The organism is Helicobacter fennelliae (genome assembly GCF_900451005.1).
Lineage (GTDB): Bacteria > Campylobacterota > Campylobacteria > Campylobacterales > Helicobacteraceae > Helicobacter_B > Helicobacter_B fennelliae.
In genome coordinates this window covers 1,552,381-1,574,977 of the sequence record NZ_UGIB01000001.1, presented here as the reverse complement: position 1 = coordinate 1,574,977, position 22,597 = coordinate 1,552,381, and the positions used below count along the sequence as shown (strand labels likewise).

The window sequence follows — 22,597 nt, the reverse complement described above, 5'->3', positions numbered from 1 at the left end:
TTAGGCAGATAATGAAAAACTTTTCACAAATTGGATTCATACTCGCAACCTTAGGGAGCTCCATTGGTTTGGGGCATATTTGGAGATTTCCATATATGGCTGGGCAAAATGGTGGCGGAGCGTTTGTGTTGTTATTTTTGGTGCTTGCTCTAAGCGTTGGCGTAGCTATGTTAATTGGTGAAATGCTTATTGGTCATAAAACCAAAAAAAACACTGCTGATGCATTCAAAGAGCTTGACCCAAACCCCAAAAAAATGTGGAAATACGCAGGATTAACGCTTTTTGGAGGACCATTTATCCTGACTTTTTATTGCATTGTTTTGGGCTGGGTGCTGTATTATTTATTTGTCGTAAGTTTTAATCTCCCGCTAGATTCCAAAGAAGCGGAAGTAGTTTTTACCTCTCTTCTTACTTCAAGCCTTAGCGCACAAATCGCTAGTTTTAGCGCAATACTTTTTTTTACAGGGCTGATTGTCTCATTTGGGATAAAAGATGGCATTGAGCGACTCAATATCGTGCTGATACCTTTGCTTTTTGTGATTTTTATCGGGCTTTTAGTCTATGCGATGTTTCAGCCATCATTTTTGCAGGCGTGGCATTTTTTGTTTGATTTTAAGTATGAGGCGATAAATTTCAATGTAATTGTAGCTGCAATGGGGCAAATGTGCTTTTCTCTTAGCCTTGGTATTGGCATTATCATCACTTATTCAGCCTCAACAAAAGAAAACCAAAATCTCCTCAAAAGTGCGCTGTGGGTTACTATTCCCGGAGTGCTTATTTCGCTTATCGCAGGGCTTATGATATTTACTTTTGTCTATCAGTATGACGTGCAAGCAGGCGATGAAGCTGGGCTTGTTTTTCAGGCTCTGCCTATTGTGTTTTCCAAAATAGGTATGGGTGGAGTTGTTATCTCTGTGTTGTTTTTTGTCGGGCTTGCATTTGCAGGGATCACTTCAACGGTTTCTTTGCTTGAGCCAAGCGTGATGTTTTTTGTCCAAAAATACCAAAAAAATCGTATTGCGACAACTTGGGCGATTGTGGGTTGTATTTATATGTGCGGGTTGGTATTGATTTTGTCTTTGCATAGAGATTATGAGGGGATTTTCAATATCTTTGGGCAGAGCCTTTTTAAATGGGTTGATTTTTCTAGCTCGGCAGTGATTATGCCACTTGGAGCGTTGGTTGGGGTGATTTTTGTAGGCTGGGTTATCAAAAAGCAGAATCTAAGTGCAATGACGCAGTATTTTTTATCGCCTAGAATCTTTATTTTGTGGTTCTATATCATTCGTTTTGTCGCCCCGCTCATTATCATTGTCGCGTGGGTTGGGCTGATTTTAGAATCTAGAGATTATACCTATGCAACGATTTTCAAATCCTTCATATCATGGGTGGAGCATATTTTTGGATTGGGATCAAATTAAAACAAACTAAAATCCAGTGCAAATTGCAAGGCAAATAAAGGCAGATAATGAAAAACTTTTCACAAATTGGATTCATACTCGCAACCTTAGGGAGCTCCATTGGTTTGGGGCATATTTGGAGATTTCCATATATGGCTGGGCAAAATGGTGGCGGGGCGTTTGTGTTGTTATTTTTGGTGCTTTTGCTTGTGATTGGCGTGAGTCTTTTGCTTGCTGATATGATTATTGGCAATAGAGGCAAAAAAGATGTTGTCAGCTGTTTTGAAATGCTTGATCCAACGCCCACAAAAAAATGGAAATATGCAGGCATTGCAATCATTGGCGGACCGCTTATTTTGTCTTTTTATGCGGTGATTTTGGGCTGGATTCTGTATTATCTTGTGGTAGTGAGCTTTGATCTGCCAAAAGATCTTCGCACCTCAAAGCAAACCTTTGAATACCTCATGGGAGCTGGAATCTATTGGCAAATTATCGGCTTTAGCGGTTGTTTATTTCTCTCGGCACTCATTGTTTCATTTGGGATAAAAAAAGGCATAGAGCTTTTAAATCTCGTGCTTATGCCATTACTTTTTATTATTTTTATTGGGCTGTTAGTTTATACTTTGTTTCAGCCTTCATTTTTGAAAGCGTGGCATTTTTTGTTTGATTTTAAGTATGAGGCAATCGATGCAAATGTCCTTATTAGCGCACTCTCGCAAGTGTTTTTCTCGCTTAGTCTTGGCGTTGGGACGATTATCACTTATGCTGCTGCTACATCAAATTCTCAAAATCTTTTCAAAAGTGCGCTATGGATCGTGCTTACAGGCTTATTGATTTCAATCATCGCAGGGCTTATGATTTTTACTTTTTTCTTTGGGTATGACGGTGATTTAGGAGAGGATAGCACACAAAGCATTGGATTAGTGTTTATTTCACTTCCGCTTATTTTTTCAGAATTTGGTTCAACGGGGCAGATTCTCTCCGTCGCGTTTTTGCTAGCATTGCTCTTTGCTGGGATCACTTCGACTATTTCGATGCTAGAGCCTATGGTCTCATTTCTTGTCAATCGGCATAATTTCAGTCGCATAAGCGCGACTTGGGGGGTGAGCTTTATTGTATTTATCATCGGTATGTTTGCGCTGTATTCGATGACTAAGGACTACAAAGCCCTGCTTAGCTTTGGTGGCAAAAACATATTTGTATGGCTAAATTTTCTCACTGCAAGTTTTATCATGCCTCTAAGCTCATTATGCTGCATTCTTTTTTTGGGCTTTGTAATCAAAAAAGACACTCTGCGATCTTATACAACCTCATTTCTAAACCACACACTTTTTGAAATATGGTATTTTATCATTCGATTTGTCGCGCCGATTGTGATTGTTAGTATTTTGATTTTTAAATTACTCGAACCACAATAAATTCTAAATAAAAGGGGACATTATGCAAGATTTTGAAAGCAAAATAGAAAAAGCAAAACAGATTCTAGCACAGCTCAACGCTCAAGATTTAAGCCTCAAAAGCGGGCTTGAGCTCTACAAACAAGGTATAAAAGAACTCAAAGAAGCACAAGATATGCTAGAGAAAGCAAAACTAGAATACGAAGAGATCAAAGCACAAGACATTCAAGATAATAAATAAACACAAAACTAAAGGACAAAAAATGAAAATTACTATTTTTCAGCAATCACACATCAAGCCAAAAGATCCGCAATTTAGCGCGTTTTGTAAAAAATTTCCAAAACAAACCCTTATCGTGCTTGGTGAATATGTGCTTAATCCATTTTTTCACACTCTAGTAACCCTCTCTTCCAAACAAATCCTTCAGCATTCTATCGCACAAATTAATTATTTAGAACAGCTTGCCAAAAAACATTCTATAAGCTTTTTTGCACCAATTATTATGGGGGAATCTACACGACTTATTAAACAGCTTGTTTTCATTGATGGCACTACCAAATCAGAGCCATTATTTTATACTCAGCAAAAACTCATCGGATACGAGCATTGGAATGAGGCGGGATTTTTTGCAAATCCTAAAGTCAAAAATTTTAAAGATCCGTTTCTGTTTAGATATTGTGGATTTACGATTGCTGGGCTTTTTGGCTTTGAGATACATTTTGATGAATTATGGCTCAAGCTCAAAAAAGCGGGCGTGGATATGGTGCTTTTGCCCACGGCAAATACTTTTGGCTCTTATGAACGTTGGCGTGAGCTTTGCAAAATGAGAGCATTTCTCAATGGCTGTATGATCGTGCGCGCTAATCGCGTAGGAAAACTAGCTATTGAGAATCAAGAATGGGAATTTTATGGTGATAGTTTGATTGCTATGCCAAATGGAGAGATTATTGATTGGCTTGGTGAGGGAGAGGAGATTTTATCACTTGAAATCGAAAAAGAAGAGATCACCAAAATAGCTTTGGAATGGGGATTTAGACAAAAATACACTCCATAATACAAGCCCAAAATGCAACTCAAAATGTAGCTAGGTTTAAGATATAAATGATTATAATTTCGCAAAAACTTTGAAGGATGATCTTATGCAATCGCCACAAACTCCGCTTACAAATCAACTGCAACAAATGCCCATAACGCGCAAAAAAATCTACAACCCAGAATCTAATGAATCTGTTAATGACAGAAAGATATTTGGCGGGAATCCAACTTCTATTTTTGATCTCAACAAAATCAAATACCAATGGGCGTATGATTTATGGAAAAAAATGCTTGCAAACTCGTGGTATCCTGAAGAAGTCAATATGAATGATGATAAGCGCGACTACAAAATACTAAGCGAAGAGGAGAAAACAGGCTACGATAGAGCATTAGCGCAACTTATTTTTATGGATTCTTTGCAGACAAATAACCTCATCGATAATGTCAATCCATACATTACAAGCCCTGAGATTAATTTAGCTCTTGTCAGACAAGCATTTGAAGAGGCGCTACATAGTAGCTCTTATGCAGTAATGGTAGAATCTATCTCTGAAAACACCGATGAAATCTATGAAATGTGGCGTAAAGATATGCAGCTTAAATCAAAAAACGACTATATCGCTGATGTGTATATCAATCTCGCCTCAAACCCCACAGAGCACAATATCACAAAAGCACTTTTTGCAAATCAGATTCTGGAAGGCATATATTTTTATAGTGGATTCTGCTTTTTTTATACATTAGCAAGAAATGAAAAAATGAAATCAAGCGCGCAAATGATACGATTTATCCAGCGCGATGAAATCACGCATTTAATGCTTTTTCAAAGGATTATCAATGCTTTGCGCGATGAGCGAGCGGATCTTTTTACAAAAGCACTTGAAGAAGAAGTCATCGAGATGTTTAGAAGGGCTGTGGAAGTTGAGATTGCATGGGGTGAATACATCACGCAAGGGCATATTATGGGGCTTACAGATGAGCTCATTGACAAATATATCAAATTCTTAGCTGATGATAGGCTAAAGCGCGTAGGACTTCCTAAGCTTTATAATCAAAAAAATCCGATAGAATGGATCAATAAATTCTCAAGCTTTAACGACCAGCGGACAAACTTTTTTGAGCAAAAAGTAGTTAATTACACAAAAGGGAGCTTAAATTTTGATGACTTTTAAAGAAATATCCGCATTACAAATCACAACCAAGCAAAACTTTCAAACCAATCTCAAAAAGCTCAAAGAAGCCATAAGCAAGAATAAAAAAGATTCTATCACGCTTACGCCAGAGCTTATGTTAAGTGGATTTAGTTACCAAAAAATGGAAGAAGCAAGCGAATTTTCCAAAATCGCCACGCAGGAATTACTCCAAATGAGTGCTGATAGGACGATCATCACAACAATGATTGAGAAAAAAAACCATAGATTCTACAATAACCTCAAAGTATTCTCAAAAGGCGAGCTTATCCACAAACAATCCAAACATCATCTCTTCACACTTGGCGATGAGCATTTGCATTTTGAGGCGGGTAGTGTCGATGAGATTATTCCTTTTTATATAGATTCTATCAAATGTGCGGCACTCATTTGCTTTGAATTGCGCTTTGTGGAGTTGTGGCAAGAAGTGCGAGGCGTTGATATTGTCTTTGTGCCTGTGCAATGGGGCAAACAGCGAAAGCATCACCTTGAGACACTAAGCAGAGCTTTAGCGATTATTAATCAATGCTTTGTTGTCGTGAGCGCAAGCTCAAATCTCCAAATGGCAAAATCAAGCTCAATCATCACGCCATATGGAAATGTATATAGCAATGAAGATTCTGAAAACATCACACACAAAATCGACCTCAAAGAAGTGGCAAAAATGCGTAAATACATCGACACAGGAATCAATGAATGCAGCAAATAAAAACTCATCTTATGTGCGATGAAATCCAAAAGCAATTTCCAGCACTTCAGGCAAATATCAAAAAAGCTATGCAAGCTGTGGATAGAGAAGTATTTGTGCCAGAATCTTTGCGACATCTTGCCTTTAGTATCGATCCGCTACCAATGGCAAATGATCAATGGATCTCCTCACCTCTAACCGTGGCTAAAATGACTCAATACCTCACACCCGGCGATAGTGTGCTTGAGATTGGGTGCGGAAGTGGCTATCAAGCAATGGTTTTGGCTCAACTATTTCGGCGCGTCTTTAGCATAGAGCGGATTGAAAAGCTACTTTTGGAAGCAAGAGAGAGAATTAGAAAAAGTGGAGTAAGCAATATCATCACAAAGCTTGATGATGGCAAAAATGGTTGGAAAGAATACGCCCCTTATGATAGAATCTTATTTTCAGCCTGCTTGCAGCAAGAGATTCCACAAACAATCATCAATCAATTAGAAGAAGGCGGAATCCTTGTCGCGCCGATTCAAGAGGGCAACACGCAAATCATCAAACGATTTACCAAACGCAATGGAATCTTATGCCATGAAGAGATTTTAGAGCAATGTTTGTTTGTGCCTGTGATGGACGGCATAGCAAAATAGGACGCTATTATGTTGGAGCATATAGAAATTATCCTTGATTCGTTTTGGGATTTTGATATGTCTTTAATGCAAAATTGGATAGGCATTATATGCGGATTTTGCATTGGGCTTGTCGGGTTTTTTATGATCGCCACACACACTGCATCACGTAGAATCTTAAGTATTATATCAGCGATTATCTGCGCGCTTATCGGATATGTATATGAGCCACTGATAGCCATATATGCAAGCTTTGTGTGTATTTTTGTCCTCTCACTTTGTGTGTGGGATATACAACAATACGCCGTGCCAAATTGGCAGAATCTCATACTCCTAGCCTTAGGTGGCATAAAATTTATTTTTGTTTTGGATTTAGACATATTTGAAGATATGTTTATGGGTGCTGGGGTGATTGGGCTTGTTTATGTTATTGGCAAAATGCTTTTACACAAAGAAATCTTAGGCGAGGCAGATATTGTATTTTGCGCAAGTGTCGGCGCGCTTTTTGGTATGTATAATCTCATCTTAAGCATTTTTTGGGGTTGCGTCTTGGCATGCGCGGTGTTTGTCCTCTACAAGCTCGCACACAAACATCTCTACAAAATTCCACTCATACCATTTATAAGCGGTGGATTTGTGATAGGAATCATGGTGTGATAAAAAAATATCTCTTTCTCTCTATTTCACAGATTTTCACGCCATTTTTTATCGTGCTATTTTTTGTGGCGTCTGTGGTGCTACTTATCAATCTCGCGACTATTACACAATTTGTCAAGCTTAATTTTTTAGATTTGGGGCAGGTTTTTTTGTATTCAATTCCTAATGCTGTGTTTTTCATCATTCCGATTACATTTTTTTCAGCCTGCGTGCTTGGGCTATCAAGACTTTCTTTTGATTATGAGCTTTTGGTGTTTTTTTCACTTGGCATTTCTCCAAAGCAGATTCTGCAATCCATAAGCGCGCTTTGCGTATTAGCAAGTGCCACGCTTTTGCTTTTTTCGCTTGTACTCATTCCGCTTTCAAAAAACGCCTATTCAAATTTCATGGCAAAAAAGCGCGCAGAAGTCAATATTAATATCCGCGCTGGCGAGTTTGGACAAAAGCTAGGGGATTGGCTTGTGTATGTCGATAGCGCAGAAGATAAACATTACAGAGGGCTTGTTTTGCTCTCAAACAATGTGGAATCTAAAGAGGCGTTCATCACTGCTGATGAGGGCGAAATCCTCAACCAAAAAGGAATCTTTACGCTTATCCTCAAAAAAGGTAGCGCGTATTTTACGCAATCAGGCAAAATGCAAAAGGTTGATTTTGAGCAAATGCAAGTCAATACCAAAACCGATGAAGTAATGTTAAGCTCGTATGATTTGTGGAAATATTGGCAGCAAGCACTCACTTCGCATTCACAAGCCAAACGGCTCGCTCAAGCAATCATCACTTCGCTTTTTCCTGTGGCGAGTATATTTTTGATTCTTGTGTTTGGGGTGGCAAATCCTCGCTTTCACAAAAACCTTAGCTATGTGTATTTGCTTGTGAGCGTTGGGCTGTATTTTATTTTGATGCATATTTTTAGCCAAAATGCTCCATTTATCGGAATTGTCGCTTTGCCTATTGTGTGGTTTATCATCTCATATATGCTGTATCGATATTATATTTTTAAAACTTACTAAAATCTATGAAACATTTTGCGCTCAAAATCGCATACAATGGCACTTTTTTTAGTGGTTTTGCACCACAGAAGACAAAACATATCCAAAGCGTGAGTGAAAAAATCCTTGAAGTATTGCAAAGTATAGGTATAGATTCTCTACCACTTGGTGCAGGCAGGACTGATAAGGGCGTGCATGCGCTAGGTATGGTGATTACTATCTCAGCTCAAGAGCATTGGGAGGCAAATAAACTTCATCATCTTCTCTCACAAAAACTCTATCCATATATTTTTATCCGCAAAATCTGGGAAGTAAAGGAGGATTTTCACCCGCGTTTTAGCGCGACAAAGCGGAGCTATTATTATATTTTCTCGCCACATTTGCAAAATCCATTTCTAGCACCTTATATCTCACACGAGCACATAGGAGATATTGCGCTTTTTCGGCAATGTCTTGAGGCTTGCATAGGTTGGCATAATTTTGAGCTTTTTAAAAAACAAGGCTCAAAAACCAAAAGCGATATTCGCCATATCATGTATGCAAAATGCAAAATCTTGCACCGCTTTCATAGCACTTATTATCTCGTGCATATCCAAGCCAATGGCTTTTTGCGTGCGCAGATTAGAATGCTTATAGGGGCTGCTCTTGCCGTCTCGCAAGGCAAGCTCACATTTGCGGAATTTTGCTTACAACTCAATGCTACAAAACAGCATCATACAAGCTTAGCAAGCCCACAGGGGTTATTTTTTGCAAAAGTGTGGTATTGAGATTCTTATTTATTTTTTGGATTGCTTTGTTATTACTTTGTTTTCTTACAATGACAACCTAGATTCTAAATTGCAACATTAACTCTAGAATTACAAATAGATTTTTTGAGTTGCGTATGTTTGCTAAAAATGCTAAAATACAGCTTTTGTAGATTTGGCATTGCATAAAAATATAAATGGAAAGATAAATGGGTGTATTATTTAGATTTATCGGAAAGGGCGTGCTAGCCCTCGCGCCGATTATTATTCTTATTTGGATTCTGAAGTTTGTGTATGATATTTTGGCAGCAATTATTAGCGTGATTTTTAACACAACTGCAAACAACACGCTTGCTACACTTGGTATCGTGCTGATTATGATTGTGATTTTGGCGTATGCAGGGTATTTGCTTGAGAAAAACAAAGATTTTATCCTGCTAAAAATGTCTGAATTTTTTATCAATAAGATTCCCGGAATTGCCTCGATTTATAGTGTCTTAAAAGATGTTGTGCAGATGTTTTCTGGCAAAGGTAGCGAATCGTATTTAGGCGTAGCGTATGTGAAATTTGGCGAGAGTGAGGTTATAGGATTTATCACCAAAGAAGAAGATGAGTATTTGTGGGTGTTTGTCCCTACTACGCCTAATCCAACCTCTGGAATCTTGTTTAAAATCCCCAAAGCAAATGTGAGAAAGTCTGATATGAGCGTGGCTGAAGGGCTCAAAAAAGTCGTCTCGCTAGGAATGAAATAATGAATACAACTGCAATTTTTTGCAAACTCAAAAATTTCAGTGAATTAGTGATGTTTGAACATACGATTTTTAGCGCGTCTTTTATTTTGATCGCTATGGTTGTGGCTTCACATGAAGTCAATGGAAGTATTTTTATGGGTTGGAGAGTGTTTTTGCTTTGTGCGATTGCGCTTGTGAGTGCGCGTAATTTTGCTATGGGGTTTAATCGATTATGCGATAGAAAGATAGATTCTAGAAATGCCCGCACAAAGCATCGACCAAGCGTAGATGGTAGAATTTCACACAAAGAAATTATACTTTTTTGCCTCATTAATGCCTTTGTTTTTGTGGTGGCAAGTTATTATATCAATGACTTGGCGTTTTATCTTTGTGTGCCGTTTTTGATCGTGCTTGGCGGATATAGCTTGATGAAGCGGTTTTCATCACTTGCGCATCTTGTGCTTGGGATCTCACTCGCTCTAGCACCTATTGCAGGGGTGATTGCTGTGGAGGGGCAGATTCCGCTTTGGAGCGTGGCTTTGGCATTTGGAGTGATGTTTTGGGTGGCAGGATTTGATGTGTTGTATTCTTTGCAAGATATTCAGATTGATAAGCAAGAGGGGCTATTTTCGATTCCGAGTCGTTTTGGGGTGCAAAACGCGCTTTGGATCTCAAGAGTCTTTCATTGCTGTGCGGTTGGGCTATGGTGTGTTTTTGGGTATTTGTGTGGGCTTGGCGTGATTGGCTTTGTTGGTATTTTTGTAAGTGCGTGTATGCTTATATATGAGCAGTATCTTGTGTATGTAAATTTTGCGAATATCCCTAAAGCGTTTTTTGCAACAAATGGATATTTGGGGTTTATATTGTTTGTATTTATCGTGATTGATTGTATGATGCGATGAGAGATTGGGTCGCGAGATGAATCTAAATCATAAATCAAAGTGATAATTTCAAGATATTAAAGATGTATAAGGAAAAAAAGTGAGAGAAGAATTTTTAGACATTACGCATAATGCTGGAATCCAAACGCGCATTGTGGATTGTTTGATTGAAGTGAGTTTTGAGCATATCCAAAATAAAGAGTCGTTTTTGCAAGAATATGAGCTATTTGGAGAAAAAAATAATGATATTATCTCGCAAGTCCTGCATACAATCCCTAAAGAAAAAGACACCACTTCAGTGCTGATTTTGGAGCTTTTGGCACAGATTTATCAAAAACTTGCCAAAATAGAACACCATATCGACAAAAGCTCTGATGCACTTTTGCCATTGCAAAACAAAGGTGTAATCAACGCATTAGGACATGGCATTGTGTGCTGTGGAAATGCAGAATTTGTGCCAAATGGCTTGTATTATTTGCGTTTTTGCCTTCCAAATATGCCTTATCGTTTTGTAGCGGTATTTGGTGAGGCAATCGATGCTAAAGTCATCAAAATCACAACCATGCATTCAAGTGATATAATGGCGCTTGATTCTTATATTGCAAATAAAGAAATGGAATATCTTAGACAAAAAAGGAATAAAAATGATTGATGAAGAGTTATTTTTTATTTGTATCGGCGGATTAGGATTTATCGTGCTGTGCGTGCTAGGCTATATGATCGCCAAAGACAAAGACGCAACAAAGCGGATTAATCGATTTGAAAGTGCGATAGAGGCGATTGCAAAAGAGATTTACAAAATCCAAAAAACACAACAAAAAATCCAAGAAAGTCAAGAGAGTGCAGAATTTTTGGGCGGAGATGCGCTTCAAAGTGGCATAAATGACAAAATTATTGATTTAAACAAAAAAGCAATGGTGCTTGAGGAGAATCTCAAGGATTTACGAAATTATTTTGATGAAAAATACATAGGGCTTGAAAATCGTATGCGTGAGTATAGCTCTCTAAGCTTTAGCGGTGGCGATATTGATGAGAAAAAAATCATCGATATGTTTCAAAACGGCTTTAGTATAGATTCTATCGCTAAAGAATTGCGTATAGGGCGTGGAGAAGTTGAATTTACTTTGAAATTGGCAAATATCAAGTGATTGAAGTGGGTTTGTTTGTTGCAATTATATGAATTTTTCTCAAATCCCAACGATACTTGCAGTTATTATTCTGATCGTTGTTCGCATTTTCGGTATTTTTATATCCAAAACTGCTCGAAGCATTTTTGTGAAGGGCTGATTGAGCGAGGGTGGCGGAGATTTGGTGAGTATTTTTTTGTGCCGATATGCGCGAGTTGCAAAGAATGTATCTCTATACGACAGCTTCCGCTTTTGTTTGAGCCAAGTCGATCGCACAAACGCGTGCTGCACAAAAACCAAAACACACTCATTACGATTTCTCGCCCAAGTTTGAGTGAGGAAAAGCTTAGTCTCTATCATCGCTACCATACCTTTATGGATACCAAAAAAGGCTGGGGGTATCGCCCAATCACTCAAGAGATGTATAATGAAAATTTTATCTATGGGTATAATGATTTTGGGTATGAGATCACTTACAAAATCAATAATCAACTTGTAGGTGTCGGGTATTTTGACTGGCTGTATAATAGCATTTCAGCGACTTATTTTTTTTATGATCACGCATTTCAGCATTTAAGTTTAGGCACTTTTAATATCCTCACCCAACTCCTCATCGCCAAAAATAAAAAAATCAAATATTTTTATCCGGGCTATTGGATCAAAAATCACCACAGCATGGGGTATAAACAAAAATTTATGCCATTTGAGATTCTTGTAGGTGAGCCTGATATTTTTGATAAACCTATCTGGAAAAAGTTTGCTATCCAAAATCCAACAATACAAAAGGAGCAATTATGACAAACACAACAAACACAATCTCAAGGCTTTTTGGGGCATTTGCAGGATATGCATTTCCAAAGTGGTTTCAAATCATCATCAATAAAGTCTATGTATGGATTTTTAAGATTGATTTGAGTGATTTTGCACCGCTTGATTCTTACCCTACGCTTAATGCGCTTTTTACGCGTGCGCTGATTGTGAAGCGGGAATTAGATTCTAGTTTAAATGTGTTGATTTCACCCACTGATAGCGTGATTATGGCTCAAGGTGAAGTAAGAGATGATATGGCACTTCAGATTAAAGGTATGGAATATCGCGTGAGCGAGCTTTTGGGCGAGAATCTAGATTCTACATATAGTTATATCAATCTCTATCTCTCACCACGTGATTATCATCGTTATCATTGTCCATGCGATATGGAGATTTTGGAAGTGCGGTATTTTGGAGGCGTGCTATTGCCTGTCAATCAGCCCTCACTGCGTAAAAATCAAAATCTCTTTATCAAAAACGAACGAGTGGTGGTGATTGCCAAAACAAAAAACAATACAAAGCTGTATTTTGTGGCTATCGGCGCACTTAATGTCGGGCAGATGATTTTTCACTTCGAGCCCAAAATCACAACCAATGCCAAAGCAAATACAAAAGAGATCTATACCTATCCTACGCCAATTAAAGTCAAAAAAGGCGAGGAGCTAGGAATGTTTATGATGGGTTCTACAATCGTGCTTTTTGCTTCAAATATCACTTTGACAAAAAATACCCATTCTCAAGTGCGTTTTGGTGAAAAAATAGCTTTATTGAGTTAGAATGCCACTTCATAAATAATTGTAAAATAAATTCACAACCAATTTTATAGCTAGAATCCACAACCAAAGGAGGATATATGAGTGTGCAAGACCAAATCAAACAGCATCTCAAAAATTTAGATGCCCTTCTTGTTGCGCATTATTATCAAAGAGATGAAGTGTTAGAGCTTGCTGATTTGAGCGGAGATAGCTTAGAGCTTGCCAAAAAAGCGTCTTTGAGTCCGCATTCTTTGATTGTGTTTTGTGGGGTTGCGTTTATGGGGCAGAGTGTGAAAGTCTTAGCTCCGCAAAAGCGTGTGATTATGCCAAAAGTCGCGTGCTGTTCTATGGCAAAAATGATTGATGATGAATATTTTGATCGAAGTATAGACACGCTCAATCAAGCAGGAATCAAAAAAGAAGACATTTTTCCAATCACTTATATCAATTCAAATGCGTCAGTCAAGGCAAAAGTCGGCAAAATGGGTGGTGTGGTCTGCACTTCAAGCAATGCGAGCAAAATCTTTGATTATGCCTTGCAAACCAATAAAAAAATATTTTTCTTGCCTGATCGATGTTTGGGGCTTAATCTCGCGCGCAAAAACAACCTCAAATCCTGTGTGCTAGGGCAGGCAAGCAAAGAGGAGATTGTAGATTCTGCTGTGATTTGCTATGATGGATTCTGCTCTGTGCATCAGCTTTTCACCACCAAAGATATTGCGTTTTTTCGCCAACGTTACAAAGATATTTTGATTATCACGCACCCAGAATGCGATCCTAGTGTGGTCGCGCAGTCTGATTTCGTAGGCTCGACAAGTCAGATTATAGAATTTGTCAAGAATCTAGATCCAAACCAAGCAGTAGCTGTCGGCACAGAATTTAATCTTGTCAATCGTTTGCGTTCAGGCTCAAAAAATACCTTTGTGCTTTCAAGCACGATTCCTCAATGTCCGACAATGAATGAGACGACATTACAAGATGTGCTTTTGGTGCTTGAGTCTTTTACGCAAAACAAAAGCGATTTATTTAAAAGTATGAATGAAATAATCATTCCAAGTGATGTCGCCAAATACGCAAAAATCGCGCTTGATCGAATGCTTGAGCTTTCAAAATAGGAGAATTTATGCGTGATTTTATAGAATCTATTTTGTGTGAAGATTATGGGCGAGGCGATTTGTTTGAAGAAGTATTTGAAAAGAGCAATAAGCAAGCCAAAGCGTATGTTATTGCTAGGGAAGAGGGGATTTTTTCTGGGGAAAAATACATCACGCGATTATGCGAACAATGTGGCATTGAGATTCTCTCAAGCAAGAAGGATAAAGAAAGCTTTGAAGCAAATGAAAAGCTATTACAAATAAGCGGAATCTACACGCAGATTCTCAAAATCGAGCGATCGCTTTTGAATCTTTTGCAACATAGTAGCGGGATTGCGACATTGACGCATTTGTATGTCAAAGCCTTGAAAGATTCTCCGACAAAGCTATTAGACACACGCAAAACGCGCCCACTTTTGCGTGAGTTTGAAAAATATTCTGTGCGTAATGGTGGTGCTTCTAATCATAGATTTGGGCTTGATACTTTGCTTATGCTTAAAGATACGCATTTAAGGCATATTCACAATCTTGAATCATTTATAAAAAGCGCAAGAGAGCGACTATCTTTTGGGACAAATATAGAAATAGAGTGCGAGAATCTAGAGCTTTTTGAGCGCGCATTGAGGGCTGGTGCTGATATTTTGATGTGTGATAATATGCCAATAGCTCAGATACAAAAAGCTATCGCAATGAGAAATGCTACAAATCCAAAAACCCTTGTAGAGTTAAGTGGAAATATTACATTAGATAATATCGCTTTGTATGGTAGCCTTGGTGCTGATGCGATAAGCTGTGGGGCTATCATTCATCAAGCGCGCTGGATTGATATGAGTATGAAAATGCATTAAGCGTGAAGATTATATGGATAAAGAGCGGTTTTTTATACAATCTCTTATCAAGCAGGGTGTTACAAAAAAGCTCGGCGATGATGGCGTGGTGCTTGCATTTGATACTTGGAATGCTACCCAATACCCAAATATTTCAAATATAAACACAAATACCCCAAACGCAAAATACCTCAAAGCCCACAAACAACTTGTAATCGCAAGTGATGGATTCTGCGAGGGGATTCACTTTCGCAGAGAATGGCTAAGCCTCAAAGACATCGCCAAAAAAGCTATGCTTGTCAATCTCTCTGATATTATCGCGATGAATGCGATTCCAAAATATGCCTTGCTCTCTATCACGCTTCCAAATCTTTTGGCATTTGAGATTCTAGAAATCGTGCAAGGCTTGGCATATATCGCCAAAAAATATAATGTAGTTTTTATCGGCGGAGATACGACAAGCGGGCAGAATCTAGCTTTTCATCTTAGTATTATTGGCGCACTAGAATCTAAGCCGCTTTTGCGCACGGGGCTTCAGAATAAAGATTTGCTCTATCACACAGGCAAAGTAGGGCAGAGTTTGTATGCACTCAAATGGCTTTTGCGCAGTGGCAAAATCTCGCGTTCAAAGCGGTTTTTGCGATTTATCGAGCCAACTTTACGAGAGAAATTTATTTACAAAGTAGCATCATTTGCGCATTGCGGGATTGACATCTCTGATGGCGTGTATAGTGAGCTAAATCACCTAAGCACACTTAATCATCTTGGTATAAAACTCCATAAAAAATCGCGACTATCGCAATTATCGCGACATTTTTTGAGTGGTGAAGAATATGAATTACTCTTTGCAATCGCCCCAAAGCATAAACACAAACTTATGCGAATCGCAAAATCCATGCGCTTACACATTCAGCCCATAGGATATGCTTCAAAGCGGGGCAAAAAATACAAAACACTATTATGGCACTAAAGCCGGCGCAAAATAAATAAAAGAAGTCAAAGAAGTCAAAACACAAAGAGGAATCAAGAGTGAAAGATCTGATACATGTATTGCAAAATCTTCCCAATAAACCCGGAATCTATCAGTATTACGACACATCGCATAGATTGCTTTATGTCGGCAAAGCCAAAAACCTTAAAAAGCGAGTCAAAAGCTATTTTGCACTCTCACAAACCCTAGAATCTCACACGCCCATTCCAAACCCAAAAACAAGCCAGAGAATCCAGCTTATGGTGCGCCAGATTGGCAGGCTTGAGATTATTATTGTAGATTCTGAACAAGATGCGCTGATTTTGGAGAATTCACTCATTAAGCAACTCAAGCCAAAATATAATGTCCTTTTGCGAGATGATAAAACTTACCCCTATATCGCGCTTGATTGTAGCGATGATTTTCCTACGCCTCAGATTGTGCGCCAAATCACAAAAGGCAAAAATATTTTATATTTTGGTCCTTATCCAAGCGGTTGTCGCGATATTTTAGAGAGTGTGTATGAGCTCTTTAAGCTCGTGCAGAAAAAATCCTGCCTCAAAGGCAAAAAAGCCTGTCTTTTTCATCAGATCAATCGCTGCTATGCACCATGTGAGGGCAAAATCTCAAAGCAAGAATACGCACAGATAATCCAATCTGTGATAGCCACGCTTAAATCACCCCAAAAACTCCTCGCACTTCTACATCAAAAAATGCTCGAACTATCAGAATCTATGCGCTTTGAGGAGGCATTAATTTACAGAGAGCGGATAAAAAAGCTCTCTAATTTGCAGAGCTTTTCACTTATTGATCTTGCTAAAGATACAAATCTTGATGTGTATGGGCTGTATTATGAGCAAAGAAAGGCGATTTTGCTTGTCCTTTTTGTGCGTGAGGGGCGGATTGTGTCGTGTTTGAGCGATACATTGTTTTTTGATTATGATTTTATTCCAAGTGAGATTTATACGCAAGTGATTTTGAATCGTTACGCACAAAAGCTTCCATTGCTTCCAAAAGAAATCGTGCTTCCAAGTTTGGAAGGGCTTGAGATAGAGGCTTTGAGCGAGTTTCTTACCCAAAGACAAGGAAGCAAAATCTCTATCATCGCTCCACAAAAAGGCGAAAAGCTAAAGCTTATCCAACTCGCTCAAAAAAATGCCAAAGAAATCCTTCACCAAACAAGCCAAAGCGCACATTCTGAAGAATCTATACTTGCAAATCTCAAAGAACTTTTGGCATTGCAAAGCACACCATTTAGAATCGAAGTTTTTGATACGAGTCATCACGGCGGAGAGCATTGCGTGGGAGGAATGATTGTGTATGAAAATGGAGATTTTGATAAAAACTCTTATCGCAGATATAAGCTTCAAGGAAGTGATGAATACGCGCAAATGAAAGAAATGCTTGTAAGAAGGGCGCAAGATTTTGGGGATTATCCTGCGCCAAATTTGTGGCTGATTGATGGAGGAGTGGCACAAGTGCGTTTGGCAAGAGAGATTTTGGATTCTGCGGGGGTGTATGTCGATGTGGTGGGGATCGCTAAGCAAAAGATAGATTCTAAGGCATATAGGGCAAAGGGCAATGCAAGGGATAGCATTTATACAGCACACGATGTGTTTGCGTTAGAGCCAAGTGATAAGCGACTGCAGTTTTTGCAGAAATTGCGCGATGAGGCACATCGCTATGTAATCACCTATCATCGCCAAAAGAAAAAATCCGCCCTCACCGCGTATAATGAGCTGACCCAAAAAGGCTTAAGCGAAGCAAAGATAAAGAAACTTTTAGCCCTTATGGGAAGCTATGGAGCGATCAAGGACTTAGATAAGGAAGCTTTGGAGGAGCTACTTAAAAGCAAAAAAGCTGCAACAAAGCAAACAATGATAAAAGCAACAGAATAAAATGTATAATAGGGCTTTTAGATTCTTTTAGGGAGAAATGATGATTATTAATGGCAAAACAATACAAGCAAAAGAGTTGCGACTTAAAGACTATATCAAAGAGCAGAATCTTAAAGTGGAGTTTATCGCTTTGGAGCTCAATGGCAGGATTTTACCAAGAGAAGAGTTTGAGCATATCGTGCTAAAAGAAAATGATAAAGTGGAGATTGTAAGCTTTGTGGGTGGCGGATAAGAAATTAGGCGAGTAAGAAATTAGGTGTGTGAGAAATCATAAAGGATACACGTATGAGAGTCAAATTCAACAATGCTTACGAGCAAACAAATGCTAAGACAAATGTCGAATTTTTAAGCACCAAAAGCACGAGCCAAAGTGATGTGTGGATCATCAACGGCTTTGCTACGCGTGAGGTGGTGGAACTCAAAGAAGACGATGAACTTTTTTGTATAAAAAGAGGCGTTTTGCCGCTACGTGAAGCACTTGAGGCGATGATGAGCGCGCGCCATACCCCAAAAGTGCATGAGAGGCTTAAAGACGCCTGCGTGGCGGTGTGTGGGCTTGGCGGGCTTGGCTCGCACATAGCTATAATGCTTGCGCGAAGCGGAGTAGGCAAGCTTAAACTCATCGACTTTGATGTGATAGAGCCAAGCAATCTTAACCGCCAAGCTTACAGGGTGGAGGATTTAGGCAAGCTTAAAACTGAAGCTTTGCAAGAGCAAATCGCCTCTATCAATCCTTTTATCGCGGTAGAAATTTTTAGCGTTAAGATAGATGAGAGCAATATACAAGATCTTTTAGCTGGCGCTGATATAGTCTGTGAAGCCTTTGATAGCGCATTAGCAAAAGCTATGCTTGCTCAAAATTTTCACAAACACTTTCCAAAAACTACGCTTATAAGTGCTTCAGGACTTGCTGGATATGGCAACTCAAATACCGTGCAAACGCACAAAATCACGCATAATTTTTATGTATGCGGGGACTTAGTAAGCGGCGCAAAGCCCGGAAATGGGCTTATGGCACCACGCGTAAATATTTGCGCAGGACATCAAGCTAATTTGGTGCTTGAGCTTTTGTGCGAGGGATTATAGGAGATTTGAGGGGATTGTAGAGGATTTATAGAGACTAGATGTGAGTTTTTGTGCGGATATGAAGTGGATATGAAAAAGATTTATGATGAAAGAATACAATGTTATTTAATTTTGGCTATTTAATTTTAGTTATTTAATTTGGGTGATTTGATTTTATGGGTTTTGGAGAAGAGAATGGATACCTTAAAGCTCGGACATTATGAATTTAGTTCGCGTTTTATACTTGGCTCTGGGAAGTTTAGTCTTGAGCTTATCAAAAGTGCTATAAATGAAGCTAATACACAGATTATCACACTTGCGTTAAGGCGCGCTAATACAGGTAGTTTGGAGAATATACTTGATTATATTCCAAAAAATATCACGCTTTTGCCAAACACAAGCGGGGCGAGAAATGCCACAGAAGCCCTAAGGATAGCACGCCTTGCTAGAGAGATTTGCCAAAGTGAGCTGATAAAAATCGAAGTCATACGCGATAGCAAATACCTTCTGCCTGATAATTTTGAGAGTATCAAGGCTTGTGAAATGCTTGCAAAAGAGGGCTTCACGCCTTTGGTGTATATGTATCCTGATTTGTATGCGGCGCGCTCTATGAAAGACGTTGGAGCAGCGGCTATTATGCCACTTGGCGCGCCAATTGGGAGCAACAAAGGCTTACTTACTCGTGAGTTTATTCAGATTCTGCTTGATGAGCTTGATGTGCCTATCATCGTTGATGCAGGGCTTGGCACGCCAGCACAAGCATGCGAGGCTATGCAAATGGGAGCTAGTGCGGTGATGGTGAATACTGCTATTGCAAATGCAAATGATATAGCCTTAATGGCAAGGGCTTTTTCTTTAGCAGTTGAGGCAGGACGCGCGGCATTTTTAGCTGGGCTTGCTCCACAAAGTGCGCACTTAAAGGCTGAGGCAAGCTCGCCACTAACAGGCTTTTTGAGGGATTAAAAAGGAGATTTAAGATGAGTAAGATAACTTATAAAGAACTAGCTTATATGATACTTGAGCAAAGTAAAAGTCCATTAAGCGTTGGTGAAATTTTCAAAATCGCTGTGGAGCAAGGCTTGGATAAAAGGCTTTCAAGCATAGGCAAAACCCCTGAACATTCTTTAGCGGCTTTCATTTATACAGATATAAAAAATAATGGCGAAAAAGCTTTGTTCATGAAAGTAGGCAAACGCCCTACGACTTTTTGGCTTAAAAGCAGGCAAAATGAGCTTTTAATTTTAAAAGATAAACCTGTGGAGGAAGAATTTAAAAGCAAGATAAATCAAAGTAAATTCAACGAAAGAGATTTACACCCTGTGCTTGTGAAATTCCTTTATGAAAGTGAGTTTGATTTATACGCTAAAACCATCTACCATGAGAAAAGCTCTAAAAGCGAAAAAGGCAAGGATAGGTGGAATTACCCTGATATAGTGGGTATTCATTTTCCTTTTGAGGACTTCGAGGAGCAGACTTTGTCCTTACTTGCGAATTTAAGTAAGCCAAGTTATAAGCTGTATTCTTTTGAGCTTAAAAAGGCTATTTCTTGGGCGGATTTGAAGGAGTATTATTTTCAAGCTGTGAGTAATTCAAGCTGGGCAAATGAAGGCTATCTTGTGGTTTTTGAAGATATTAATGAGGAAATTTTAAACGAGCTTGTGCGTTTGAACGCAAGTTTTGGCATAGGTGTGATACAGCTAGAAAGTAATATAAACAGCTCAAAAGTGCTTCTAAGAGCCAAAGAAAGAGAGCTTGATATACAAACCCTTGATATGCTTATTAATAAAAATAAAAATTTCAAAGACTTTATAGCCGACATAAATAAAGATATAAAAGTCAATGATAAATTCCGCATAGCCAAAGACAGATACGACAAAGTCCTAAACGAAGAAGAATTTGAAAAATACTTGAAAGACAAAGAGATACAAAAGGACGAGTGATGAGCAAAAAAGACATTTTCGAGTATGAAAGCTATATGTGCGATGTGCAGAGTCTTATTTTGGCGCAAGTGCTAGATATTGTAGCTGGATACAACGAGCAAAGCTATAATGCAGAGAGTGTGCGAAGGGCTTTAGCCAAAGAAAGTCTCAATATAGAGGATTTGCAGGCTTTGCTTAGTCCTGTGGCTGAGGGGTTTTTAGAAGAAATTGCTCTCAAAGCAAGACATCGGACAAAGCAGCATTTTGGGGATAATGTCGCTCTTTTTACCCCGCTTTATCTTAGCAATCACTGCGAGAGTAAATGTGTGTATTGTGGCTTTCAAAAGGGCAATGCGATAATGAGAGCAAAACTCAATGAGGCTGAAATTCACAAAGAAATGCAAGCTATTGCAGAATCTGGTTTGCAAGAGATTTTGCTTCTTACAGGCGAGGGCAGGGCGCATGCGAGTGTAGAGTATATCGCCACTGCGTGCAAGATCGCAAGGCAGTATTTTAAGGTTGTGGGTGTCGAGGTGTATGTGATGAATCAAAGCGAATACGAGGTGCTTCACAACGCAGGTTGTGATTTTGTAACGATTTATCAAGAAACTTACAATCCTATCAAATATCAGAGAATCCATATTTTTGGGGAGAAACGCGTGTTTCCTTTTCGCTTCAATGCGCAGGAGAGGGCGATAAAAGCGGGTATGAGGGGCGTTGGGTTTGGCGCGCTTTTGGGGATTGATGATTTTAGGAAAGATGCGTTGGCAACTGCCTTGCATGCGTATTTATTGCAAAAAGCTTATCCGCACGCAGAAATCTCACTCTCAGCCCCGAGACTGCGCCCGATTTTGGGTAATCGCAAAATAGGTCCAAAAGATGTAACAGAATCTAGACTTTTGCAGGTTTTGTGTGCGTATCGGCTGTTTTTGCCATTTGCAAATATTATTGTCTCAAGCAGGGAGCGAGCGGGCTTTAGGGATCATATCACAACGATTGTGGCGACAAAGATTTCAGCAGGTGTTTCAGTTGGCATAGGCGAGCGATTAGATGAGAAAAAAGGCGATGATCAGTTTGAGATTTCGGATTCTAGGAGCGTAGATGAGATTTTAGCAATGCTAAAAGCTTCAAAATTACAGCCTGTGATGAGCGATAGCGTGTATGTCGGCTAAAAAACTCATCGCCATTAGCGATAGCACAGCTTGCGCAGAATCTATCCTTGATCGCATAGCAAAGCTAGCACGCGCAAAAATCGATATGATAATCTTGCGAGAGAAGCATTTAAGCGAGGCATTGTATTATGACTTGGCAAAAGAGGCGATACGCATTTGCAACACACATCATTGCCTTTGTGTGTTGCATCATTTTAAAGAGGTGGCTTTGAGGCTTGATTATCCATTTTTTCACGCTTGTTTTGCGGATTTGCAAGAGGATAGAGAGCTCAAAAAGCACTTTCAGATTCTAGGCGTTTCTGTGCATTCTCAAGCCCAAATTAATGAGGCATGCAAACTTCAATGCGATTATGTGATGATTGGGCATATTTTTGAGAGCTCATGTAAGCCTTCTTTGCGATCTAGAGGGTTAGATTTTTTGCGGGATTGTGCCAAAAATAGCGCGATACCTTTATATGCGGTAGGCGGGATAAATGCAGAAAATATCGCTACATTTCAAGATATAGACATCGTGGGTGTTTGTATGCGCTCAAGTCTTATGCAATGCCAAAATGTGGAATCTTATCTTGTAGCTTGCGCAATGAATCTAAATCCTAGCTTTTAAGCGATTTTGCGAGATTTGTTT

26 protein-coding genes are annotated in these 22,597 nt (G+C 39.1%); all 26 read left to right on the top strand.

Annotated elements, in window-relative coordinates; genetic code table 11:
* Window positions 1–8 precede the first annotated feature (8 nt).
* The 26 genes from DY109_RS07750 (at window position 9) to DY109_RS07625 (ending at window position 22,576) form a co-directional block, all read left to right on the top strand.
* A complete protein-coding gene (locus DY109_RS07750) occupies window positions 9–1,421 on the top strand; it encodes a sodium-dependent transporter (protein WP_112059105.1) in 1,413 nt (470 codons plus the stop codon).
* 47 nt (window positions 1,422–1,468) lie between these two features.
* A complete protein-coding gene (locus DY109_RS07745) occupies window positions 1,469–2,818 on the top strand; it encodes a sodium-dependent transporter (protein ID WP_023949576.1) in 1,350 nt (449 codons plus the stop codon).
* A 22-nt stretch (window positions 2,819–2,840) separates the two neighbouring features.
* The gene (gene xseB / locus DY109_RS07740; protein ID WP_023949575.1) at window positions 2,841–3,038 is read left to right on the top strand and encodes an exodeoxyribonuclease VII small subunit; all 198 of its coding nucleotides are present in this window, start codon (window positions 2,841–2,843) and stop codon (window positions 3,036–3,038) included.
* Between the two features lie 22 nt (window positions 3,039–3,060).
* Window positions 3,061–3,852 (top strand): carbon-nitrogen hydrolase family protein, encoded by a 792-nt coding sequence (locus DY109_RS07735; RefSeq protein WP_023949574.1) that lies wholly within the window; start codon window positions 3,061–3,063, stop codon window positions 3,850–3,852.
* A 127-nt stretch (window positions 3,853–3,979) separates the two neighbouring features.
* Window positions 3,980–5,005 carry a ribonucleotide-diphosphate reductase subunit beta gene (locus tag DY109_RS07730; protein WP_034550378.1) on the top strand — a complete coding sequence of 342 codons (1,026 nt, stop codon included), beginning with the start codon at window positions 3,980–3,982 and terminating at the stop codon, window positions 5,003–5,005.
* The gene (locus tag DY109_RS07725) at window positions 4,995–5,732 is read left to right on the top strand and encodes a carbon-nitrogen hydrolase family protein (protein ID WP_023949570.1); all 738 of its coding nucleotides are present in this window, start codon (window positions 4,995–4,997) and stop codon (window positions 5,730–5,732) included. Before DY109_RS07730 ends, DY109_RS07725 begins: the two co-directional genes overlap by 11 nt.
* Window positions 5,720–6,352, top strand: coding sequence for a protein-L-isoaspartate(D-aspartate) O-methyltransferase (locus DY109_RS07720; RefSeq protein ID WP_023949569.1), 633 nt, complete (start codon window positions 5,720–5,722; stop codon window positions 6,350–6,352). Before DY109_RS07725 ends, DY109_RS07720 begins: the two co-directional genes overlap by 13 nt.
* A gap of 9 nt (window positions 6,353–6,361) precedes the next feature.
* On the top strand, window positions 6,362–6,988 hold the full coding sequence (locus DY109_RS07715; protein WP_023949568.1) for a prepilin peptidase: 627 nt from the start codon (window positions 6,362–6,364) through the stop codon (window positions 6,986–6,988).
* Entirely contained in the window at window positions 6,985–7,998 is a 1,014-nt protein-coding gene (locus tag DY109_RS07710) for an LptF/LptG family permease (protein WP_023949567.1), read from the top strand. The genes DY109_RS07715 and DY109_RS07710 overlap by 4 nt, the downstream gene beginning before the upstream one ends.
* Before the next feature lie 5 nt (window positions 7,999–8,003).
* Window positions 8,004–8,744, top strand: coding sequence for a tRNA pseudouridine(38-40) synthase TruA (gene truA, locus DY109_RS07705; RefSeq protein WP_023949566.1), 741 nt, complete (start codon window positions 8,004–8,006; stop codon window positions 8,742–8,744).
* Between the two features lie 188 nt (window positions 8,745–8,932).
* On the top strand, window positions 8,933–9,475 hold the full coding sequence (locus tag DY109_RS07700; RefSeq protein WP_023949564.1) for a DUF502 domain-containing protein: 543 nt from the start codon (window positions 8,933–8,935) through the stop codon (window positions 9,473–9,475).
* Window positions 9,475–10,356: a menaquinone biosynthesis prenyltransferase MqnP gene (gene mqnP / locus DY109_RS07695; protein WP_023949562.1), complete on the top strand. Its 882-nt coding sequence runs from the start codon at window positions 9,475–9,477 to the stop codon at window positions 10,354–10,356. Before DY109_RS07700 ends, mqnP begins: the two co-directional genes overlap by 1 nt.
* Before the next feature lie 79 nt (window positions 10,357–10,435).
* A complete protein-coding gene (locus tag DY109_RS07690) occupies window positions 10,436–10,987 on the top strand; it encodes a hypothetical protein (protein WP_023949561.1) in 552 nt (183 codons plus the stop codon).
* Entirely contained in the window at window positions 10,980–11,483 is a 504-nt protein-coding gene (locus DY109_RS07685) for a DUF6115 domain-containing protein (RefSeq protein WP_023949560.1), read from the top strand. Before DY109_RS07690 ends, DY109_RS07685 begins: the two co-directional genes overlap by 8 nt.
* Window positions 11,484–11,498: 15 nt before the next feature.
* On the top strand, window positions 11,499–12,260 hold the full coding sequence (locus DY109_RS07680) for an arginyltransferase (RefSeq protein WP_307983626.1): 762 nt from the start codon (window positions 11,499–11,501) through the stop codon (window positions 12,258–12,260).
* A complete protein-coding gene (locus DY109_RS07675) occupies window positions 12,257–13,048 on the top strand; it encodes a phosphatidylserine decarboxylase (RefSeq protein WP_023949557.1) in 792 nt (263 codons plus the stop codon). Before DY109_RS07680 ends, DY109_RS07675 begins: the two co-directional genes overlap by 4 nt.
* Before the next feature lie 77 nt (window positions 13,049–13,125).
* Window positions 13,126–14,142, top strand: coding sequence for a quinolinate synthase NadA (gene nadA / locus DY109_RS07670; RefSeq protein WP_023949555.1), 1,017 nt, complete (start codon window positions 13,126–13,128; stop codon window positions 14,140–14,142).
* Window positions 14,143–14,150: 8 nt separating this feature from the next.
* Window positions 14,151–14,969 (top strand): carboxylating nicotinate-nucleotide diphosphorylase, encoded by an 819-nt coding sequence (nadC, locus tag DY109_RS07665; RefSeq protein WP_023949553.1) that lies wholly within the window; start codon window positions 14,151–14,153, stop codon window positions 14,967–14,969.
* A gap of 13 nt (window positions 14,970–14,982) precedes the next feature.
* Window positions 14,983–15,918, top strand: coding sequence for a thiamine-phosphate kinase (locus DY109_RS07660; protein ID WP_023949551.1), 936 nt, complete (start codon window positions 14,983–14,985; stop codon window positions 15,916–15,918).
* A 59-nt stretch (window positions 15,919–15,977) separates the two neighbouring features.
* On the top strand, window positions 15,978–17,816 hold the full coding sequence (gene uvrC / locus DY109_RS07655; protein WP_023949550.1) for an excinuclease ABC subunit UvrC: 1,839 nt from the start codon (window positions 15,978–15,980) through the stop codon (window positions 17,814–17,816).
* A 40-nt stretch (window positions 17,817–17,856) separates the two neighbouring features.
* The gene (gene thiS, locus DY109_RS07650; protein WP_023949549.1) at window positions 17,857–18,048 is read left to right on the top strand and encodes a sulfur carrier protein ThiS; all 192 of its coding nucleotides are present in this window, start codon (window positions 17,857–17,859) and stop codon (window positions 18,046–18,048) included.
* 53 nt (window positions 18,049–18,101) lie between these two features.
* Window positions 18,102–18,902 carry a thiamine biosynthesis protein ThiF gene (gene thiF, locus DY109_RS07645; protein WP_023949548.1) on the top strand — a complete coding sequence of 267 codons (801 nt, stop codon included), beginning with the start codon at window positions 18,102–18,104 and terminating at the stop codon, window positions 18,900–18,902.
* A 174-nt stretch (window positions 18,903–19,076) separates the two neighbouring features.
* The gene (locus DY109_RS07640) at window positions 19,077–19,844 is read left to right on the top strand and encodes a thiazole synthase (protein ID WP_023949547.1); all 768 of its coding nucleotides are present in this window, start codon (window positions 19,077–19,079) and stop codon (window positions 19,842–19,844) included.
* Window positions 19,845–19,858: 14 nt separating this feature from the next.
* Entirely contained in the window at window positions 19,859–20,821 is a 963-nt protein-coding gene (locus DY109_RS07635; protein ID WP_023949546.1) for an HTH domain-containing protein, read from the top strand.
* Window positions 20,821–21,972 carry a 2-iminoacetate synthase ThiH gene (gene thiH / locus DY109_RS07630; RefSeq protein WP_023949545.1) on the top strand — a complete coding sequence of 384 codons (1,152 nt, stop codon included), beginning with the start codon at window positions 20,821–20,823 and terminating at the stop codon, window positions 21,970–21,972. Before DY109_RS07635 ends, thiH begins: the two co-directional genes overlap by 1 nt.
* Window positions 21,962–22,576 (top strand): thiamine phosphate synthase, encoded by a 615-nt coding sequence (locus DY109_RS07625; RefSeq protein ID WP_023949544.1) that lies wholly within the window; start codon window positions 21,962–21,964, stop codon window positions 22,574–22,576. The genes thiH and DY109_RS07625 overlap by 11 nt, the downstream gene beginning before the upstream one ends.
* Window positions 22,577–22,597 lie beyond the last annotated feature (21 nt).

What these genes read in the sequence shown, in the direction of transcription:
- DY109_RS07745 (WP_023949576.1), top strand. Translation starts at nt 1,469, where the DNA reads ATGAAAAACTTTTCACAAATTGGATTCATACTCGCAACCTTAGGGAGC.
- xseB (WP_023949575.1), top strand. Translation starts at nt 2,841, where the DNA reads ATGCAAGATTTTGAAAGCAAAATAGAAAAAGCAAAACAGATTCTAGCA.
- DY109_RS07735 (WP_023949574.1), top strand. Translation starts at nt 3,061, where the DNA reads ATGAAAATTACTATTTTTCAGCAATCACACATCAAGCCAAAAGATCCG.
- DY109_RS07730 (WP_034550378.1), top strand. Translation starts at nt 3,980, where the DNA reads ATGCCCATAACGCGCAAAAAAATCTACAACCCAGAATCTAATGAATCT.
- DY109_RS07725 (WP_023949570.1), top strand. Translation starts at nt 4,995, where the DNA reads ATGACTTTTAAAGAAATATCCGCATTACAAATCACAACCAAGCAAAAC.
- DY109_RS07720 (WP_023949569.1), top strand. Translation starts at nt 5,720, where the DNA reads ATGCAGCAAATAAAAACTCATCTTATGTGCGATGAAATCCAAAAGCAA.
- DY109_RS07715 (WP_023949568.1), top strand. Translation starts at nt 6,362, where the DNA reads ATGTTGGAGCATATAGAAATTATCCTTGATTCGTTTTGGGATTTTGAT.
- truA (WP_023949566.1), top strand. Translation starts at nt 8,004, where the DNA reads ATGAAACATTTTGCGCTCAAAATCGCATACAATGGCACTTTTTTTAGT.
- DY109_RS07700 (WP_023949564.1), top strand. Translation starts at nt 8,933, where the DNA reads ATGGGTGTATTATTTAGATTTATCGGAAAGGGCGTGCTAGCCCTCGCG.
- mqnP (WP_023949562.1), top strand. Translation starts at nt 9,475, where the DNA reads ATGAATACAACTGCAATTTTTTGCAAACTCAAAAATTTCAGTGAATTA.
- DY109_RS07685 (WP_023949560.1), top strand. Translation starts at nt 10,980, where the DNA reads ATGATTGATGAAGAGTTATTTTTTATTTGTATCGGCGGATTAGGATTT.
- DY109_RS07675 (WP_023949557.1), top strand. Translation starts at nt 12,257, where the DNA reads ATGACAAACACAACAAACACAATCTCAAGGCTTTTTGGGGCATTTGCA.
- nadA (WP_023949555.1), top strand. Translation starts at nt 13,126, where the DNA reads ATGAGTGTGCAAGACCAAATCAAACAGCATCTCAAAAATTTAGATGCC.
- nadC (WP_023949553.1), top strand. Translation starts at nt 14,151, where the DNA reads ATGCGTGATTTTATAGAATCTATTTTGTGTGAAGATTATGGGCGAGGC.
- DY109_RS07660 (WP_023949551.1), top strand. Translation starts at nt 14,983, where the DNA reads ATGGATAAAGAGCGGTTTTTTATACAATCTCTTATCAAGCAGGGTGTT.
- thiS (WP_023949549.1), top strand. Translation starts at nt 17,857, where the DNA reads ATGATTATTAATGGCAAAACAATACAAGCAAAAGAGTTGCGACTTAAA.
- thiF (WP_023949548.1), top strand. Translation starts at nt 18,102, where the DNA reads ATGAGAGTCAAATTCAACAATGCTTACGAGCAAACAAATGCTAAGACA.
- DY109_RS07640 (WP_023949547.1), top strand. Translation starts at nt 19,077, where the DNA reads ATGGATACCTTAAAGCTCGGACATTATGAATTTAGTTCGCGTTTTATA.
- DY109_RS07635 (WP_023949546.1), top strand. Translation starts at nt 19,859, where the DNA reads ATGAGTAAGATAACTTATAAAGAACTAGCTTATATGATACTTGAGCAA.
- thiH (WP_023949545.1), top strand. Translation starts at nt 20,821, where the DNA reads ATGAGCAAAAAAGACATTTTCGAGTATGAAAGCTATATGTGCGATGTG.
- DY109_RS07625 (WP_023949544.1), top strand. Translation starts at nt 21,962, where the DNA reads ATGTCGGCTAAAAAACTCATCGCCATTAGCGATAGCACAGCTTGCGCA.